The sequence below is a fragment of the Cupriavidus sp. 10L43_2 genome, assembly GCF_056395265.1.
The window spans coordinates 148004-165007 of sequence record NZ_JBFTJE010000014.1 but is presented as its reverse complement, the minus strand read 5'-3'; the positions used below and the strand labels follow the sequence as shown (position 1 = coordinate 165007).

Here is a 17004-nt window from a genome sequence, read left to right as displayed (position 1 = left end):
AAGGTCTCCGCGTAGGCGTCGCCGCTTAGCGCATTGCTCCCATCGTGCGTGCAGTCGAGCTTGTTGGCGAGCAGGTTGCTCCGCATCCACGCGGCGTGGGCCTTCGCCAGGGGTTCGACGTGCTGGGCCTGGAGCGCGTCAGACTGCGTTTTGAACTCATTGCGCCACGCGCTATGGAGTTCCGGCTTGAAGCGGCGCAGATATTCGCCCCACGATTCATTCTGGGCAGACTGGATCGTCTGCGGCGAAGGATTCCGGATCGCCGCATCCATTTCCTGTTTTCTCTTGACGTCTTCCGGTGTGTCCGGCGGTGCGGCCATTCCCCCGCGCGACGCCGTGTCTTGGCTCGCAACTTCGTAGCTGACCTTGAGGTAGTCCGCAAGGACATCCGCCTTGTGGAACACTTGGAGTTTCACCTTTTCATCATTGGATTGCCGGAATGACTTGATGGCACCATCCAGTGCAGCCAGATTCCGGTGCGTGGTGGGATAGTTGCCGTAGCCGTTTTTCTTGTCGTACTTGCCGGCTGGCACGTACGTGTCCAGCAAGCGCTCCTGATGCCAGTGGATCAGGGCGGCGAGGTCCTGCGCAACGCCGGCCGGGTCGTCCAGTGCGATGATCGCGGCCTGCATGTCCGGGCTGCGACGCCGACAAGCTGATTGGGTGGCATCGGTTCGCCCTACGCGCCCACTAAAGTTGGGCGCGGAAGGCGGCATGAAGGCGCGGGGGCCGATGGGTGCCGATTTGGCGATAGCTACGTAGTCGGCCACGGTGGTGGCCAGGGCGCCGATCGGCACCGCATGGGGCGTGTTGCCCCGGGCGTTGCCGGCTGGCTTGCCTGGTGAGGTTTGGTGCGCCTTGGCCCACGCGCCCGCATCGAAGGCACGCATATGCAGTTCACGCAGCGGCTTGCCGGCGGCCCCCCTGTGCGCGTCCATGACGCTTCGCGTCCATTGCACGTCGGAGTAACCGAACCAGACGATGCCTGCCTGCGTGGCGTCCGGGATGCCGATGCATCCGGCGAGTTCCACGTGTCCGGCGTCACTGCAAGGCTTGAGCGATCTTGAGCTTTCCGATACGACGGTCGCCGCGGGAATGCTCCTGTAGTAGCCATCCTCTGAGATCCAGTAAGCGTCCATTCGATCGCGTTTTTCGTCATACACATACAGGTAGCCGCAGCGTAGCAAGCGGGTCGTGTAGCGCGCGCTGCCATGCAGCGTCAGGTCCTGCTTCTGGCCTTTGCCGACGCTACGGGCGGTGTCTTCCACCTTCAGTGGCGCGGTGACCGCCGGTAGCCCCATGTCGATGGGTGCTATCGCATAGCGCACGGGCAGGATGAGCAGGCCACGCTTGTCGCAGTAGCCGCATGTTTTTTCGATGGCCATAGACGTCAGGTCCCCAAGGTTCGAGTGTTCGAGGTATCGGCTGGCGGCAGGGGCTCGGTGATCATCGCGTGCCGCTGGGCCAGGTGGTCGTAGTCCTCGGGCGTCAGCATGACGGCGAGGTCCGGCTCAATGCGCATCGCTTGCGCCGCACGCTGCGCCCAGGAGAGGTCTCGCGGCAAAGCCAGGCGTGCGAGGACCTGGTTGACCAGGGCGATGCGCTGGGCGCGCGCCCATAGGTCGATCTCGATGGGCGTGAACCCGGCGATCCGTTCTTGCGGGATCTCGTCTAGCGTAGACCCGCCATTCGCCGCCATGTCGATGGCAAACCAGTTGCCAAACCATGGGAACGCCCATGTCGAGACCGGCGCGAGCAATACCGCCAGTTGGTCCGGATTCAGCAGCCAACAAAGATTGGCGAACACCCGAGGATCAAAGAATCGCCATAGCGCCCCCTGCCCAGACCGATTGCGAGTCTTGTCGATCGGCAGCACGAGCATCTGATTCGCCAGGTGAGACGCGAGCGCATCTACGGGAACGGGCGCCTTGAGATGCGCACAGATGCGCGGTCGCGACAGCGGCTCAAGCTGTTGAGCTTCGTACTCTTCGCCCACGATGGATTCCAGCCACTGCACTTGCCGTTCACCACACTGGCGCAGATCTATCAGCATCGGCAAGCCGGTGAGATCGCCGCTCCAGTTAGTCGGAACGCAGACACGTCCGTGGAGCGGAGTCAGCTCTTCGGTGGCGCGAAACGCGCCGGGGTCGAGCAACAGGTATCCACCATGGAAAAGTGAGGGCGGCTGGCATGTGGAAATTGCGCCGGCCGAAGGCGGCATGGTCTGGTTGGGGGTCGTCATGTCAAGGCCACACTGTTCTCACCCGCTCCCGCAGCGGCGTCGGCCGATTTACTACATGCGGAAAACCCAGGAAACTTTCCGGCGATGCTATCGGGGCCGTCCCACTTGAAGTTGGCCATCTTGATGGTCACCTGCGCTGGCGAGGCGATCGTCACGTTGCCGTTCTCCAGCTTGATGTAGGCGCCGCCGCCGTCGGTCAGCGTGACGGACTTCCTCGCCTGCAGCACGACGTGCCCCTCGCTGCTGCTGATGGTCATGTTTTGTTGAGAGACGAGTTCCATTTCGTCGTGTTGCGCCTGGATCTGGACCTTTCCCTTGCTCGCGAACAGCTTCAAACCCATCCTTTGCGCGAACAGCGAGATGGACTCGCCTGCCRCCACCGTGAATCGGCGTAGCGCACCGACGTCGGCATTCGCGCCCGCTGTCATCGTCAGGTCGGTGCCTGCGCTTTGCAGGATGGCGTCGGGGGTGATAATGGCGATGGAGGCGTTGGCCGAAAGCAGCATGACCGCCTGCTGCAGATCCTTGATCTGGGTCTGGAGCACCTCCTGCATTGCCTTCGCATCGGCGGCATCCGCCTGGGCAATCTGCGCGGCCTGCGCCAGTCCCTCCACGCGGGCCTGCGCGTCGCCAAGGCGCTTCATCGCCTCCTGTATGTCGAGTTGCGCCCCACCCGCTTTCGGTTGGTCATCGGTTGACAGCAGCAGCCCCTTCCCACCCCGTATCGCGCCCCAACCCGACGTGCGAAGCTCGAAACCCTCCCCGCGCGTCTTCCTCTTGCTATCCACCAGACACCCAAGGTTCAACTGGCTCTTGCCCGCATACTCGGTGGAAAGCTTGATGCCTTCCTGTCCCTCCCAGTCCTCGAAGCGCAGCTTGTTGTTGCTCTGCGTGCGGATCACGTTGCGCGAGAGCCAGCGGTCCTGGTTGGTGATCAGGTCCCCGTGCTGGCTGTTGTGCTGCACATGTGCGATGTAGGGCTTGTTGGGATTGCCGTCACGGAAAGCGACGTCCACGTAGGTGCCGTCCACCAGCGGGAAGTGGAAACCGGTCTGCCGCGCGCCGGCGAACGGCTTGGCCAGCGCCAGCGGCACGCTTTCGCCGCCCTTGGGCCATGCGTCGAAGTCGAAATCGAAGCGGACGATGTAGTGGCCGTGCTGGGTCAGGTAGGCGTACTTGTAATCGCCCGGCGATGTGACGCGCGCGCTCAGCGTGCCGGCAATGCGCGGCCATTTCGCCTCGTCCATCGGCAGCCGGAAGCGCCGGTCGGAAGGAATCGCCCGATACGTATTGCGATAGGCGGCGTCGCGGGCGCCGGTGTGGATGACCTCGGTGATGACCTGGCCATTGGGCGCGTCGGGCAGGGCCATGTCCATGCGCAGGATGCGCGCCGGGCAGAGCGCCAGCACGTTGCTCTCGCCGGCGTAGACCAGTTGTTCGGCAACCTTTGCCTCATGGCGCAGTTGCGCCTCCCATTTGGCATCGTCGAAGTCGAGGTGATGGGCACCGTAGACATAGGATTCGCCGTAGGTCGTCTTCTCCTTGCGTGCGACGTTGGCGTCGCCGGTAGGTCGTTCCCAGGCCTTGTCGGGGTTGAAGTCCGCCACCCGGAACGATGCTGGGATGGTCTTCGCATGGTCTTGAGCGCGAACACCGTTTCCTGCCCGGACTCCAGCCCCGCCGTCTCCCGGTACGGCACCCGCAGTTCCGGCTGGTAGAGGTAATGGTCGATGTCGTCACCGAAGACGATCATCTCGCCAAACTTGCCCGGGGTGAAATAGGAATAGATGCCGGATTGCTCCATCAGCAGCCGGATGTAGTCCCAGTCGGACATCCGATACTGCATGCGGAACGCAAGCTGCGGATACTTGCGCCGCAGCCGGAAGATGAACTGGTGACCCTTGAGTTCGTGCCGGCGCAGGATCGCCTCGATGATCTCCGGGAAGGTCTGCCGCTGGTAGATGCGGCTGGCCTGCGTGAGGCGCAGGCGTGCAACAAGGGGCTCTACCACGATCTCGTAGCCACAGAAATCGTGCGTCTGGCGGGTCTTGCTGAACTGCGTGATGCAGCCGGCGAATTGGCGTGGCAGCGCGCCGTCGGCCGGCTCGATGGAAAACGTTGCCGCTTTGCCCAGGTAGTCGGCCTGACTCAGTTCGAGCGGGTGCGTGAGCTGGATGGTGACGGCGTAGGGCTCGCCCAGGCGTTCCACGGCCTTGAAGGAGACCACGGACAGCCCCGCCGCGCTTGCCGCGCCGGGCACCGCCAGGAAATAGGCCTGACGCCCGGTCAGCCCCTCGTCCAGCGCGCCGCCGTAAGCCTTCAGTTCTTCCCCAAGATCCGCCATGCCTTTGCGCTCCGTTGTCAGCCTGATAAAGCCTGCTGCAAGGACAACGCGTCGTGCGACGCGTGCCTTGCGCGCCGCACGATAAACGGATTCTCAGGGGGTGGAAATGCTTTGGCTGGGGTAACTCAGAGGCGTTTGATCAAGGCTCAATCGCCATGCAGATTCAGGGTTCTTCTATATCTCTAGCCCGCCGTGCATGCTAGCGGGCGCGAAAGATCATCGTGCTACTTCTTGAGCCGATAGAGCACCTGCAGGATCACGAGCCCGAACAGCGTGCCGACCACGGCCGTGCTTTCGCGGCCGAGGCCGCAAGCCACGCCGATGGCGGCCACGGTCCAGATGCTGGCGGCCGTAGTCAGGCCCTGGATGTTTTCCTCGCTGTTGAGCTTGATGATGGCGCCCGCGCCCAGGAAGCCGATGCCGGACGCCACGCCCTGAAGCACGCGGCTCATGTCCGCGACCTCCATGCCCGCCATCAGCGGCACGAGCACGAACAGCGCCGATCCCAGCGCCACGAGCATGTGCGTGCGCAAGCCGGCGGCCTTGCCGGCCGCTTCCCGCTCGAACCCGATCAGCCCGCCCAGCACGATCGCGAGCGTGAGCCGCGTGAGAATGCGGGTCAGTTCCGCGACATCGGGGATATCGGCAAATTCCGAACGCAGCGTGCTGTAGACCTCTCCCCAGATCCCATCCATGGCAGGCTCTCCGTGATCGTCTTGCGGGGAGGCTAGCATGCAGGGCGCTGCGCGCGCAGTCGGGCGCCGGCTGACAGCGGAAGTGCCGAGGTCAGCCCAAATTCAGCGCAGGCGCAGCGGCTCGAGCAGCGCGGCGTCGTACTGGGCGCGCGATATACGGCCCAGTTCCATCATCCGTAGCAGGATATAGGTCTGCCGCTGCCGCGCCCGGCGCGGGTTGACCACGGGATTGTTGGCCGATGGCGCCTTGGGCAGGCCGGCCAGCATCGCGCATTCGGCCAGCGAGAGCTGGGCCACGGGCTTGGCGAAGTAGGTCTGGGCGGCCTCGTCGAAGCCATAGGCGCCCTGGCCGAGGTAGATCTTGTTCAGATAGATCTCAAGGATCTCGTCCTTGGTCAGCGCGCGCTCGATCCGGTAGGCCATCAGCACTTCGTAGAGCTTGCGCGTGTAGGTCTTCTGGCGCGACAGGAAGAAGTTGCGCGCCACCTGCATGGTGATGGTGGACGCCCCTTGGGAGAGGTCGTCCGAGAGATTGGCGATGCCGGCCCGCATCACGCCGACGTAGTCCACGCCGTCATGGAGATAGAAGCGGTCATCCTCGATGGCCACCACCGCCTCGCGTAGCGCCGGCGGGAACTGGCGTAGCTCGACATAGTCCGGCGTCTTGCGGAAGGCGGTCAGGGAGTCGAGCGACGGAAGCTGGCGGTCGGCCACCAGTACCGCGAAGGCGATGAGCAACGCACCGCCGAGTACGGCGAGCAGGACGAGTTTGACGAAGGCGGACCAGAGGCGTTGCATGGCGCATATTTTGCCATGGGTCCGATGACGATTCGGAAATTGCCGATCGCCCGCCTTAATTCGGGCACGGGTTTCGTGATGGGGGCGTCTTGTTGGCGGGGACGGCGGTCAGACCCAGCCGAGCCAGCGCCAGTACGTGGCCGCGAACAGCAGCATCAGGCCATAGCCGATGATCGTCAGCGGAATGCCCACGCGGGCGAACTGTCGGCCGTTGAAGGTGTCCGTGCCGAGGCAGACCATGTTCTGCGGCGCGTTGATCGGCAGGATGAAGCCGAAGCTGACCGTGAAGCCGAGCAGCATGGTCATGCCGACCTTGTTGATGTCGCCCGGCAGCGTCTGGAGCACCGAGATCAGGATGGGCAGCAGCGCGGCGGTCAGCGCGGTGGCGCTGGCGAACCCCAGATGGATCAGGATCAGGAACGCGGACAGCACCGCGAAGACCATCAGCACGCCATGGTCGGCAAGGCCGGAATGCGTGACCACGAACTTGCCGAGCCACTGGCCGGCCTGCGTGGTCAGCAGCGCGGTGCCAAGGCTGATGCCGACGCCGAACACGATCAGCGTGCCCCACGGCGTGCGCGCCTGCATGGTCTTCCAGTCCATCACGCCAAAGCGCGGCAGCATCAGGATCACCAGGCCGACGAAGGTGATCGTCGCGGTGTCGAAGCTGTGCAGCTTGCCCTCGGTCGCCCAGAACACCAGCAGGCCGATGGCGACGGCGGCGAGACGTTTCTGCGGGCCGGTCATCGGCCCGAGCGCGGCCAGTTCGCGCTGCACGGCTTCCTTGCCGCCGGCAATCGCATCGGTTTCAGGCGGCAGCAGCCAGCGCACGAGGAAATAGAGCACCGCCGACATGATGAGCGCCCACGGCGCGCCGGCGATCAGCCATTGCAGCCAGGTCACGCGCTCCCCGAGCAGCTTGTCCATGAAGCCGGCGGTCAGCAGGTTCTGCGCGGCGGCGGTCTGGATACCGACGTTCCACACGCTGGTGGCCATCGCCACCATGATCATGATGCCGGCGGCGGTATTGGACTTCTTGTCCACGCCGAACGCGGCAATCACGCCCATCATGATCGGCACCGTGCAGGCGCTACGCGCGGTGGCGCTGGGTACGACCAGGCTGAGGATGATCGTGACCGCGATGGTGCCGATGAGGATGCGGCGCGTGCTGGTGCCGATGGCGGAGAGCGTGACCAGCGCGATGCGCCGGTCGAGTCCCGTCACGGTCATCGCAGCCGAGATGAACAGCGCGGCCGCCACCAGCGCGAGCGCCGTGTTCGAGAAGCCGGCCAGCGCCATGCCCAGCGCGCGCGAGGTGCCGTAGTTGACCGTGGAATCGGCCACCGTCGGCGCGAAGCCGATCAGGCCCGCCATCAGCGAGGTGATCATGATCGCGCTGGTCTCGTAGGTCACCGCCTCGGTGATCCACACGACCACGGCGAAGGCGAGGATGGCGAGCATGCGCTGCCCGGCGATGGGAAGCCCTTCGGGCGTAGGTATCAGGAGTACCGCGGCGAGCACGGCGAGGGCGAGGTACAAGCCCCAGTGGAGGGTCACCTTGGGGGTGACGGGCGCCGACTTGGCGGCGGCAGGTGCAGCAGAGATATGCGAGTCAGGCATCTTGACTTCCTAAGTGGATGAGCCTGTCGACGCGGTCGTCACGCAGGGTCGCCGCGGTCGACCCACGCATTATGAGAAGCGTGCCTGCCCATGCCAAGGCACCGCGTCAGCGCGATTTGTCCAGGATCAAGCCTCTGCAAGATCAGGCATCGGGGGCGACACACGGTGCGTCACGGCGGCGCAACGGATGGCGGACATTGGGCGATTCCCGATGGCGCCGCGTGTCCTCGATCTGAAATAATTGGGGACGATGTTGAAAACCCTTCGATCACCCTTAACCGGACACCGACATGGTGACTCACGCAACACACATTCGTCCGTGCCTACCGCTGGAGACGATCAGCAACGCACGTGACCTCGGTGGCCTCGTCGGCGCGCATGGGCGCCGCGTGCGTCACGGCAAGCTCTTTCGCAGCGGCAATCCGGCGCTGGCCAGCGTGGCGGACCTGGATCGCCTGCATGCGCTGGGCCTCGACATGGTCATCGACTTCCGCTCGACTGGCGAGAAGTCCCCGYAGGAGGCCGCCTTCGGTGAGCGCTTCCGCTGGATTCCCGTGCCGGTGCTGGAGGGCAGCATGGCGATGGACGTGCTGATGCCGCGCCTGCGTGACAGCACGCCGGCGCAGGTCCACGCCTTTATGGTCGATGTCTACCGCGATTTCCCGGTGCGCTATCGCGACGCGTTCGGCGGCTTCCTGCGCAATGCGGAGACAGGCGGCACGCTGTACTACCACTGCACGGCCGGCAAGGACCGCACCGGCTTTGCGTCGCTGCTGCTGCTGTCCGCGCTTGGCGTGGCGCGGGACGACATCGTCGCCAACTACCTCGAGTCCAACCACTGGAACCGCCGCTTCAACGAGGCGATCCTCGCGCGAACCGAGGCGCTGGGCGTGCCGCCCGACGTCATCATGCCGTTGCTCGAGGTGCGGCCGGAATACCTGGAGGCGTCGATCGCCGCCATCGAGCAGGCGCACGGCGGCCTGGAGGCTTATCTGGCCGATGGTCTTGGCGTCGATATCGACCGCCTGCGCGGCCACTATCTCGAAGCCTGAGCCCGGCCGCCGCCGCTACTACAGTCCGCCGCGCTCGCGCAGGATGCGCGCGGTGGAGAGCGCAATCATGCCTTCCTCGTCGGTCGGCAGCACCAGCACGGGCACGCGGCTGTCGTCGCGGCTCACGCGCTGGGTGTTGGCGGCATTGGCCTGCTCGTCAAGGCGGACGCCGAACAGCCCGTCGAGGTAGGCGCAGATGCGCGCACGCACCTCGGCGGAGTTCGCACCGATGCCTGCCGTGAACACCAGCGTATCGAGCCCGCCCAGCGTGACGGCCAGCTTGCCGATCTCCTGCGCGGCGCGATAGGCGTAGAAGTTCACCGCCAGCACCGCACGCGGCTCGTTGCTGGCCAGCAGCACGCGCATGTCGCTGCTGATGCCGGAAATCCCCTTGAGCCCCGACTGGCCGTACAGCATGGCCTGGATCGCATCGGCTTCCATGCCTTGCGCGGCGAGCCACAGCACCGCGCCCGGATCGATATTGCCGCAGCGCGTGCCCATCGGCATGCCATCCAGCGCGGTCAGTCCCATTGTCGATTCCACACTCCGGCCCTCGCGCATCGCGCAGAGGCTGGCGCCGTTGCCAAGATGCGCCACGATGACACGGCCTTCGGCGAGGTCCGGCGCCACCTGCCGCAGCCGGCGCGCGATATACGCATACGACAGCCCGTGGAAGCCATAGCGGCGGATGCCGCGCTCGTAGTACTCGTACGGCAGCGCCATCAACTGCGCGAGCGGGTCGTGGCCGGCGTGGAAGGCGGTGTCGAAGCAGGCCACCTGCAGCAGCTCCGGCACGGCGGCGCGCACCGCACGGATCGCGGTCAGGTTATGCGGCTGGTGGAGCGGGGCGAGCGGGACGAGGGCCTCCAGCCGCTCGATCACGTTGTCGTCGATCGCCACCGCATCGGCGAAGTCTGCGCCGCCATGCACCACGCGATGGCCGACCGCCACCGGTGGCGTATCGCGCAGGCCCACGCTCAGCGTCAGCCGAATCAGGCGGAAGGCGGCATCGTGGTCGGCCACCTGCTCCACGGGAAACTGCTCATCGGCCACGACGCGGCCGTCGGCCATGCGCGCGGTCAGGCGCGGCGCCACGCCGATGCCCTCGATCTGCCCGTGCGCGGCCAGTTCGGGCTGGATATCGACATTGTGATGCGCCGACTCGGGCACCACGTAGATGGAAACCTTCACGCTCGATGACCCGGCGTTGACAACGAGGATCACGGGATGGACGGTACTCAAGATGATTCTCCTGGCGACTGTCTTGGCGCTGGCATCGCGCTCAGGCGGGCACAGCGGCGGCGGTGCGGCGCGCATGCGCAAGCAGCACGGCGATGGCGCAACTGCCGATGCGCGCGCGCACGCTGTCGGCACGGCTCGTCAGGATGATCGGCACCCGTGCGCCCAGCACGATGCCGGCGGCCTCGGCGCCGGCCAGGAAGGTGAGCTGCTTGGCGAGCATGTTGCCGGCCTCGAGGTCCGGCACGAGCAGGATGTCGGGGTCGCCGGCCACCTCGGAGTGGATGCCCTTGGTGTCCGCTGCGGCCTTGCTGATCGCGTTGTCGAAGGCCAGCGGGCCGTCGAGGATGCCGCCTTCGATCTGGCCGCGCCGGCTCATCATGCAGAGCGCTGCCGCGTCGATGGTCGACGGAATCTTGTCGGTGACGGTTTCCACGGCGGAGAGGATCGCCACCTTGGGCGTCTCGATGCCGAGCACGCGCACCAGGTCGATGGCGTTGCGGACGATGTCGGCCTTCTCGTTCAGCGTGGGGAAGATGTTGACCGCCGCGTCGGTGATGAACAGCGGCTTGTGATAGGTGGGCACGTCCATCGCAAACACGTGCGAGAGGCGCCGGCCCGTGCGCAGGCCGCTCGCCGAACTGGCCACCGCGTGCATCAGCTCGTCGCTGTGCAGGCTGCCCTTCATCAGCAGTTCGGCCTCGCCGGCACGCACCGCTTCCACGGCACGCGCGGCGGCGGCGTGGCTGTGCGGGACGTCGAGGATGCGGGTGCCTTCCAGCGACAGCCCGTGTTCCGCCGCGACATGGCGGATGCGGACTTCGGGGCCGACCAGCAGTGGCACGATCAGGCCGAGCCGAGCCGCCTCGAGCGCGCCATCGAGCGAACTGTAGTCGCACGGATGGGCCACGGCGGTGGGAATCGGCGGCAGGCCCGCGCAGCGCGCGAGCAGCATGGCGTACTTGTCGCCGGTCGGCGGCAACGCGGACGGGTCCAACGTAGGTGTGAGCATGGGCAGCGTTCCCTGGAACCAATATTCTGGAGTCGGGCAGGCATCCCCCGGGGGCCAAGGATGCTGCATTGCGCAAACGGCATCTGCGAGTATAGGTCGGGCGACGATGACACGCCAGCGTCATATCCGGCGCGGAAATTGCACGAATCTGCGCCATCGGTTGTCTTCGTCCGCCGAGGCTGGTAGATTTTTACTTGCTGCATCGCAACAGGCGCCTAGTACGCCGCTGCGACCCGTCTGACCACCTCCACACCTTCCCAGAGGGGAGAATCGGAATGAATGCACGCCAACCCGCCGGGAGCGGTCCCGCTCCCGCGCAAGATGAATCCGCATCGCCTCCGCCGTTCCCAGATCTCTCGGCAATCTCCGCTTACGCTGCCCATCCCCTGGCCCAGGCCGCCTGGGAGTATGGCGTCGACGCCTGGCAGCGCAGCATCCTCTTCCTCGACATCCTGCGCCGGCGCGGCAACGAGACGGCCGAGCACGAGCGCGGTGGCATGCCGCCCGTGCTGGTGTTCGAACATGAATTGCTGATGGACGGGCGCACGATGCCCAAGCCCGTCAATTACGCGCTGCTGCGCATCGTCCCGCCGGAGGCCAATCCGACCGATCCCGACAAGCGCCCCTTCGTGGTGATGGACCCGCGCGCGGGCCATGGCCCCGGCATCGGCGGCTTCAAGGCCGACAGTGAAATCGGCAACGCCATCCGTGGCGGCCATCCGTGCTACTTCATCACCTTCTTCCGCGATCCCTGCCCGGGGCAGACCATCGAGGACGTGGCGCGGCTCGAAGCCACCTTCCTGCTAGCGGTGGCCGAGCGCCATCCGAACGCGCCGGGCAAGCCGTTCGTGGTCGGCAACTGCCAGGCCGGCTGGGCGCTGCTGATCCTGGCCGCCGCCGCGCCCGACGTGACCGGCCCGATCCTGCTGGCCGGCGCGCCCGTGGCGTACTGGGCCGGCGTGCGCGGCAAGAATCCGATGCGCTACAGCGGCGGCCTGCTCGGCGGCTCATGGCTCTCCTCGCYGGCCGCCGACATGGGTAACGGCCGCTTCGACGGCGCGTGGCTGGTGCAGAACTTCGAGAAGCTCAACCCGGCCAACGCGCTCTGGGAAAAGCTCTACAACGTCTACGCCAAGGCCGATACGGAAGGCCCGCGCTTCCTCGAGTTCGAGCGCTGGTGGGGCGGCCACTTCCTGATGAACCGCGAGGAGATCGACTGGATCGTCCAGAACCTGTTCGTCGGCAACCACTTGACCGCCGGTGAGATCCACAGCGCCGATGGCGAGACCGTGATCGACCTGCGCAACGTGCGCTCGCCCGTGATCGTATTCGCGTCCTGGGGCGACAACATCACGCCGCCCCAGCAGGCGCTGAACTGGATCCCCGATCTCTACGCCAACGTGGACGAGATCGTGGCCAACCAGCAGACCATCGTCTACTGCCTGCATCCGTCGATTGGCCACCTCGGCATCTTCGTCTCGGCCAGCGTGGCCAACCGCGAGCACACCGAGCTGTTCTGCGCGCTCGACCTGATCGACGTGCTGCCGCCCGGGCTCTATGAAGCGAAGATCGAGGACGTGGCGCCGGGGACCTCGCACCGCGACCTGATCGAGGGCCGCTACCTGGTCCGCTTCGAGCGCCGCACCATCGACGATATTCTCGCGCTCGACGATGGTCGAGACGACGAGCGCCCGTTCGAGGTGGTGCGCCGCGTGGCCGAGATCAACCAGCATCTGTACGACACCTATGCGTCGCCGTTCGTCCGCGCCGCCGCCACCGAAGTCACCGCCGAGGCGATCCGCGAGACCCATCCCTCGCGCATGGAGCGCAAGCTCGCCAGCGACACCAATCCGCTGATGGCCTGGGTCGGCGCGCTGGCGCCGATGGTGCGCGAGCATCGCCAGCCGGTTTCGGCCGACAACCCGTTCATGGCGATGCAGACGGCGATGTCCGACCAGATCGTCACGATGCTGAACCAGTACCGCGACGTGCGCGATGCCTGGCAGGAGCAGTGGTTCGAATCGCTCTACGCCACGCCGTGGCTGCCGGCGATGCTCGGCATGGAGACCACGGCGCGGCGCGCGGAGTCGCCGGCCATCCACGCGCTGCGCGCGGAGGTGGCCGAACTGCGCAAGCGCGAGGCGCTGGCGCACGTGGGCGAGGGCACCGCGCTCGACGCCTTCACGCGCATCCTGGCCTACGTGACGGAGGGCAAGTCCGCCATCGAGGAGCGGCCGTTCAACCTGCTGCGCAAGCTCGCGCGCGAGAACCCGCCGGAGAAGCGCGTGACGCTGGCGCAGTTCAAGGACGCGGTCTGGCGCCAGAGCTATGTGGTGAGCCTCGATGCCGCTGCGGCGCTGCAGGCGCTGCCGGCGCTGGTGCCGGACATGAAGGAGCGCCGCCGCGTGATGGTGCTCGCGCATCGTGTGCTGACCGTGGGCGGGCCGCTCGATGACGACTGGCTGGCGCGCTATCGCCAGGTGGCCGCCGTGCTCGGCGCGGACCACAGCAGCCCGGCCACGCGCGACGCCGAGGCCGGTGCGGCCACCGATTCCGCCACCTGAGGAGGGCCGCGCCATGGTGCAGGTACCCAATCCGCCGCTGGCCGGCGCCCGTGTGCTGGTGGTGGGCGTGGCCAATGAAGACTCGATCGCCTGGGGCTGCGCGCGCGCGTTCCGCGAGCTGGGCGCCGAGATCGCCATGACTTACCTCAACGACAAGGCGCATCCGCACGTGGCGCCGCTGGCGGCGCAGGTCGCCGCCCCAATCTTCATGCCGCTGAACGTGGAGGACGAGACGCAGATGACTGCGCTGTTCGCGCGCATCGCCGAGGACTGGGGCCGGCTGGACGCCGTGGTGCATTCGGTGGCCTTCGCACCGAAGGCGGACCTCCAGGGCGGGCTGCTCAATTCGTCCGCCGAGGGCTTCGCCCGGGCCATGGATGTCTCGTGCCACTCGTTCATCCGCATGGCGCGCCGCGCGGTGCCGCTGATGACCGAAGGCGGCACGCTGTTCGCGATGAGCTACGACGGCGCCAACCGCGTGGTGCCGAACTACAACCTGATGGGGCCGGTGAAGGCCGCGCTCGAGGCCAGCTGCCGCTACCTCGCGCACGAGCTGGGGCCGCAGGGCATCCGCGTGCATGCGATCTCGCCAGGGCCGCTGAAGACGCGCGCGGCTTCGGGGCTCAAGGACTTCGACCTGCTGCTCGCGGAGGCCGCCGGCCGCGCGCCGCTTGGCGAACTGGTCGACATCATGGACGTGGGCTTCGCCACGGCCTACCTGGCGACGCCCTACGCGCGCCGGCTGTCCGGCAACACGGTCTACGTGGACGGTGGCGTGCACATCATGGCGTAGCGCGGCGGCGCAAGACTTTGGTAACCAGGAGAGGCTGTAATGCAGGTACTGATCCGTGGGCTGCATCGGGATGTGACCGAGGACATGCTGCGGGACAAGCTCAAGGGCTACGCGCCCGTGAACTCGGTGGAACTGGTGCGCGATGGCGATCCCAATCACCCGTGGGCCTGGGTGGACCTGGCGGTGGACCCCTTCACCGCATGGCGCCTGCTGCGCCAGCTCGACAAGCAATACTTCGCCGGCAGCGTGATGCGCTGGTACATCCCGGCGCACCAGAGCTGAGGAGGATGGCGGGGAGGGCGGGGAGGTCGCCGGGGGAACCGCTTCGCAGTACCATAGCCGCACCTCGGCAACCGTACACCTCCACATGCTAGAACTCCAAGGCGCCATCTGGTTTCGCGCCGGCACGCAGGACTGGGGCGGACGCGACCGCATCGCGCTGCTGGCCGCCATTGGCGAGCGTGGCTCGATCACCGCCGCCGCGCGCGCGGTGGGCATCAGCTACAAGGCCGCGTGGGACGCCATCGACGCCATGAACAACAGCGCCGGCGAGCCGCTGGTCTCGCGCGCCGCGGGCGGCAAGGGCGGCGGCGGCACGCGGCTGACCGAACGCGCCGAGCGGCTGATCCGCACCTACCGGGCGATGGAAACCGAGCACGCCCGCTTCGTCGCCTATCTCGACAAGCTGGGCGGGGCGATTTCCGACGCCAATCCCGATGACATCCACCTGATGAGGCGCCTTATGATCCAGACCAGTGCCCGCAACAAGCTGTTCGGCCGCGTGGCCGCCGTGCGCAGTGGCGCAGTCAATGACGAAGTCACGCTGACGCTCTCGGGCGGCCAGCAGGTAGTGTCGACGATTACCCACGAGAGCGTCGAGACGCTGGGCCTGGCGCCCGGCGCCGAGGCGTTCGCGCTGGTCAAGGCGTCGTCGGTGCTGATCGGGCTGCCCGATCCGGGCATGCGGCTGTCCGCCCGCAACCAGTTGCCGGGCGTGGTGGCCCGCGTGGTGCCGGGCGCCGTCAATGCCGAGATCGTGCTGGACCTCGACGGCGGCGGCACCGTGGCGGCCATCATCACCAATGGGTCGCTGGCGGATCTGGGGCTGAAAGAGGGCGTCCGCGCCCTGGCGATCTTCAAGGCCTCCAGCGTGATCCTTGGGACGATGGCCTGACTAGATGGCGTGCGCGGGCTGCTGCGGAGCGTAGACCGGCGGATGCTGCCTACCGCGCCCGCCGCCGTGGATGCGGCCGTCGCGGATCTCCAGCACGTGGTCGCCCAGTATTTCCACGTCCTTCGGGTCGTGCGAGATGACGACCATCGGCACGTCCAGGCTCTCCTGCAGCGCGCGCAGCTCGGCGCGCATCCGCGTGCGCAGCGCAGGGTCCAGGGCCGAGAACGGCTCGTCCAGCAGGACGATGTCCGGCTGCGCCACCAGCGCGCGTGCCAGCGCCACGCGCTGCTTCTGTCCCCCTGAAATCTGGATCGGATACTGGTTGACGATCTCGCGCAGCCCGAAGGCATCCACCCAGCGCGCAGCCTCGGGCGGCAGCGCGCGGCGCGCCGGGTTGCGCCAGCCCTGGCTGAGCCCGAAGGCGATGTTCTGCGCCACGGTCAGGTGCGGGAACAGCGCGTAGTCCTGGAACAGGTAGGCCACGCGGCGCTCCTGCGGGCGCACGTCCACGCCGGTCTCGCTGTCGAACAGCACGCGGCCGTTCAGGACGATGCGACCGCTGTCGGGCGCCAGCAGCCCGGCAATCGCGCGCAGCGTCAGGCTCTTGCCGGCGCCGGACGGGCCGAACATGGCGATGCGCCGGCTGTCGGAATCGAAGTCGATGTCGAGCGCGAACTGGCGGTCAGCCGTGACAATGCGCTTGCGGATGGTGACGTGCATGCTCATGGCGATCTCACCGTCAGCGCGTGGCCGGGCCGCGCCGGAAGCGGCGCCGCTCGTAACTATCGCCAAGACCGCGCGCAGCCGGCGGCACCAGCCGGCCGGCAATCACCAGCAGCACCACGCAGGTGACCGACGTCACCAACACCAGCAGGTTGGCGGTGTTGTCGTCGCCAGCCTGCACCGCCTCGTAGATGGCCACGGACAGCGTCTGGGTGCGGCCCGGCAGGTTGCCGGCGATCATCAGCGTGGCGCCGAACTCGCCCAGCGCGCGCGCGAAGGCCAGCAGCACGCCGGCCACGATGCCGCGCAGCGCCAGCGGCAGCGTCACCCGGAAGAAGATCCCGGTCTCGGACACGCCCAGCACCCGGGCGGCGTTCTCAAGCTGGTGATCCACGCCCTCGAAGGCAGCCCGCGCGGACTTCAGCACCAGCGGGAACGCCACCACCGTGGAGGCCAGCACCGCGCCCTGCCACGTGAAGACCAGCGTGATGCCGATCGATTCGAGCCAGGCGCCGAACACGCCGCGCCGGCCCACCAGCACCAGCAGGTAGTAGCCGAGCACGGTGGGCGGCAGCACCAGCGGCAGGGTCAGGATCGCATCGACGACATCCCGCGCCGACGAGCGCCAGCGCGCGATGCCATACGCCGCCGCCACGCCCAGCACGGCGTTGAGCAGCGTCGCCCATCCCGCCACCTTGAGCGAGAGCAGGAGCGGGGTCCAGATGCCATCCATGACGATGTGGGGATC

14 protein-coding genes and 1 pseudogene are annotated in these 17004 nt (G+C 66.8%); 5 read left to right on the top strand and 10 right to left on the bottom strand.

Features of this window, described 5'->3' with window-relative positions; all coding sequences use genetic code 11:
- The 6 genes and pseudogenes from AC1DEL_RS19610 to AC1DEL_RS19585 all read right to left on the bottom strand — a co-directional run.
- The coding region (locus AC1DEL_RS19610) for a T6SS effector BTH_I2691 family protein (RefSeq protein ID WP_477126146.1) at positions 1–1385 on the bottom strand (1385 nt) is incomplete at its 3' end.
- A gap of 5 nt (positions 1386–1390) precedes the next feature.
- On the bottom strand, positions 1391–2242 hold the full coding sequence (locus AC1DEL_RS19605) for a DUF4123 domain-containing protein (protein ID WP_477109055.1): 852 nt from the start codon (positions 2240–2242) through the stop codon (positions 1391–1393).
- Positions 2239–4586 (bottom strand): annotated as a pseudogene (locus AC1DEL_RS19600) (type VI secretion system Vgr family protein). The gene AC1DEL_RS19605 and the pseudogene AC1DEL_RS19600 overlap by 4 nt, the downstream one beginning before the upstream one ends.
- A 224-nt stretch (positions 4587–4810) precedes the next feature.
- Positions 4811–5281, bottom strand: coding sequence for an MgtC/SapB family protein (locus tag AC1DEL_RS19595; RefSeq protein WP_092298156.1), 471 nt, complete (start codon positions 5279–5281; stop codon positions 4811–4813).
- A 102-nt stretch (positions 5282–5383) separates the two neighbouring features.
- Positions 5384–6079, bottom strand: coding sequence for a transglycosylase domain-containing protein (locus AC1DEL_RS19590; RefSeq protein WP_092298159.1), 696 nt, complete (start codon positions 6077–6079; stop codon positions 5384–5386).
- Positions 6080–6187: 108 nt separating this feature from the next.
- Positions 6188–7699, bottom strand: a complete 1512-nt coding sequence (locus AC1DEL_RS19585; RefSeq protein WP_477126145.1) for a DASS family sodium-coupled anion symporter — start codon at positions 7697–7699, stop codon at positions 6188–6190.
- 290 nt (positions 7700–7989) lie between these two features.
- On the opposite strand from AC1DEL_RS19585, the gene AC1DEL_RS19580 reads away from it, so the two are divergent.
- On the top strand, positions 7990–8751 hold the full coding sequence (locus AC1DEL_RS19580) for a tyrosine-protein phosphatase (protein ID WP_477159157.1): 762 nt from the start codon (positions 7990–7992) through the stop codon (positions 8749–8751).
- Positions 8752–8769: 18 nt separating this feature from the next.
- Here AC1DEL_RS19580 and AC1DEL_RS19575 read toward each other — a convergent pair whose 3' ends face one another.
- Together AC1DEL_RS19575 and AC1DEL_RS19570 are read right to left on the bottom strand one after the other, a co-directional pair.
- Entirely contained in the window at positions 8770–9993 is a 1224-nt protein-coding gene (locus AC1DEL_RS19575; protein WP_477108492.1) for an acetate/propionate family kinase, read from the bottom strand.
- 40 nt (positions 9994–10033) lie between these two features.
- Complete coding sequence (locus AC1DEL_RS19570; RefSeq protein ID WP_092298171.1) at positions 10034–11002, bottom strand: phosphate acetyltransferase; 969 nt, start codon at positions 11000–11002, stop codon at positions 10034–10036.
- Between the two features lie 275 nt (positions 11003–11277).
- Between AC1DEL_RS19570 and AC1DEL_RS19565 the strand changes: the two genes are divergently transcribed.
- The 4 genes from AC1DEL_RS19565 (at position 11278) to AC1DEL_RS19550 (ending at position 15533) form a co-directional block, all read left to right on the top strand.
- Positions 11278–13566 (top strand): DUF3141 domain-containing protein, encoded by a 2289-nt coding sequence (locus AC1DEL_RS19565; RefSeq protein WP_477159156.1) that lies wholly within the window; start codon positions 11278–11280, stop codon positions 13564–13566.
- Between the two features lie 13 nt (positions 13567–13579).
- Positions 13580–14359, top strand: a complete 780-nt coding sequence (gene fabI, locus AC1DEL_RS19560) for an enoyl-ACP reductase FabI (RefSeq protein WP_092298177.1) — start codon at positions 13580–13582, stop codon at positions 14357–14359.
- A gap of 39 nt (positions 14360–14398) precedes the next feature.
- Positions 14399–14641, top strand: a complete 243-nt coding sequence (locus tag AC1DEL_RS19555) for an RNA-binding protein (protein WP_092298180.1) — start codon at positions 14399–14401, stop codon at positions 14639–14641.
- Between the two features lie 85 nt (positions 14642–14726).
- A complete protein-coding gene (locus AC1DEL_RS19550; protein ID WP_441644509.1) occupies positions 14727–15533 on the top strand; it encodes a TOBE domain-containing protein in 807 nt (268 codons plus the stop codon).
- On the opposite strand, the gene AC1DEL_RS19545 is transcribed toward AC1DEL_RS19550, so the two are convergent.
- Positions 15534–16259, bottom strand: coding sequence for an ATP-binding cassette domain-containing protein (locus AC1DEL_RS19545; RefSeq protein ID WP_092298186.1), 726 nt, complete (start codon positions 16257–16259; stop codon positions 15534–15536).
- A 13-nt stretch (positions 16260–16272) separates the two neighbouring features.
- Positions 16273–16989, bottom strand: coding sequence for a molybdate ABC transporter permease subunit (gene modB, locus AC1DEL_RS19540; RefSeq protein WP_441591826.1), 717 nt, complete (start codon positions 16987–16989; stop codon positions 16273–16275).
- Positions 16990–17004: the final 15 nt, after the last annotated feature.

Excerpts from the sequence above, each read along its gene's own strand:
- AC1DEL_RS19605 (WP_477109055.1), bottom strand. The coding sequence starts at position 2,242 with ATGACGACCCCCAACCAGACCATGCCGCCTTCGGCCGGCGCAATTTCC.
- AC1DEL_RS19595 (WP_092298156.1), bottom strand. The coding sequence starts at position 5,281 with ATGGATGGGATCTGGGGAGAGGTCTACAGCACGCTGCGTTCGGAATTT.
- AC1DEL_RS19590 (WP_092298159.1), bottom strand. The coding sequence starts at position 6,079 with ATGCAACGCCTCTGGTCCGCCTTCGTCAAACTCGTCCTGCTCGCCGTA.
- AC1DEL_RS19585 (WP_477126145.1), bottom strand. The coding sequence starts at position 7,699 with ATGCCTGACTCGCATATCTCTGCTGCACCTGCCGCCGCCAAGTCGGCG.
- AC1DEL_RS19570 (WP_092298171.1), bottom strand. The coding sequence starts at position 11,002 with ATGCTCACACCTACGTTGGACCCGTCCGCGTTGCCGCCGACCGGCGAC.
- fabI (WP_092298177.1), top strand. The coding sequence starts at position 13,580 with ATGGTGCAGGTACCCAATCCGCCGCTGGCCGGCGCCCGTGTGCTGGTG.
- AC1DEL_RS19555 (WP_092298180.1), top strand. The coding sequence starts at position 14,399 with ATGCAGGTACTGATCCGTGGGCTGCATCGGGATGTGACCGAGGACATG.
- AC1DEL_RS19550 (WP_441644509.1), top strand. The coding sequence starts at position 14,727 with ATGCTAGAACTCCAAGGCGCCATCTGGTTTCGCGCCGGCACGCAGGAC.
- AC1DEL_RS19545 (WP_092298186.1), bottom strand. The coding sequence starts at position 16,259 with ATGAGCATGCACGTCACCATCCGCAAGCGCATTGTCACGGCTGACCGC.
- modB (WP_441591826.1), bottom strand. The coding sequence starts at position 16,989 with ATGGATGGCATCTGGACCCCGCTCCTGCTCTCGCTCAAGGTGGCGGGA.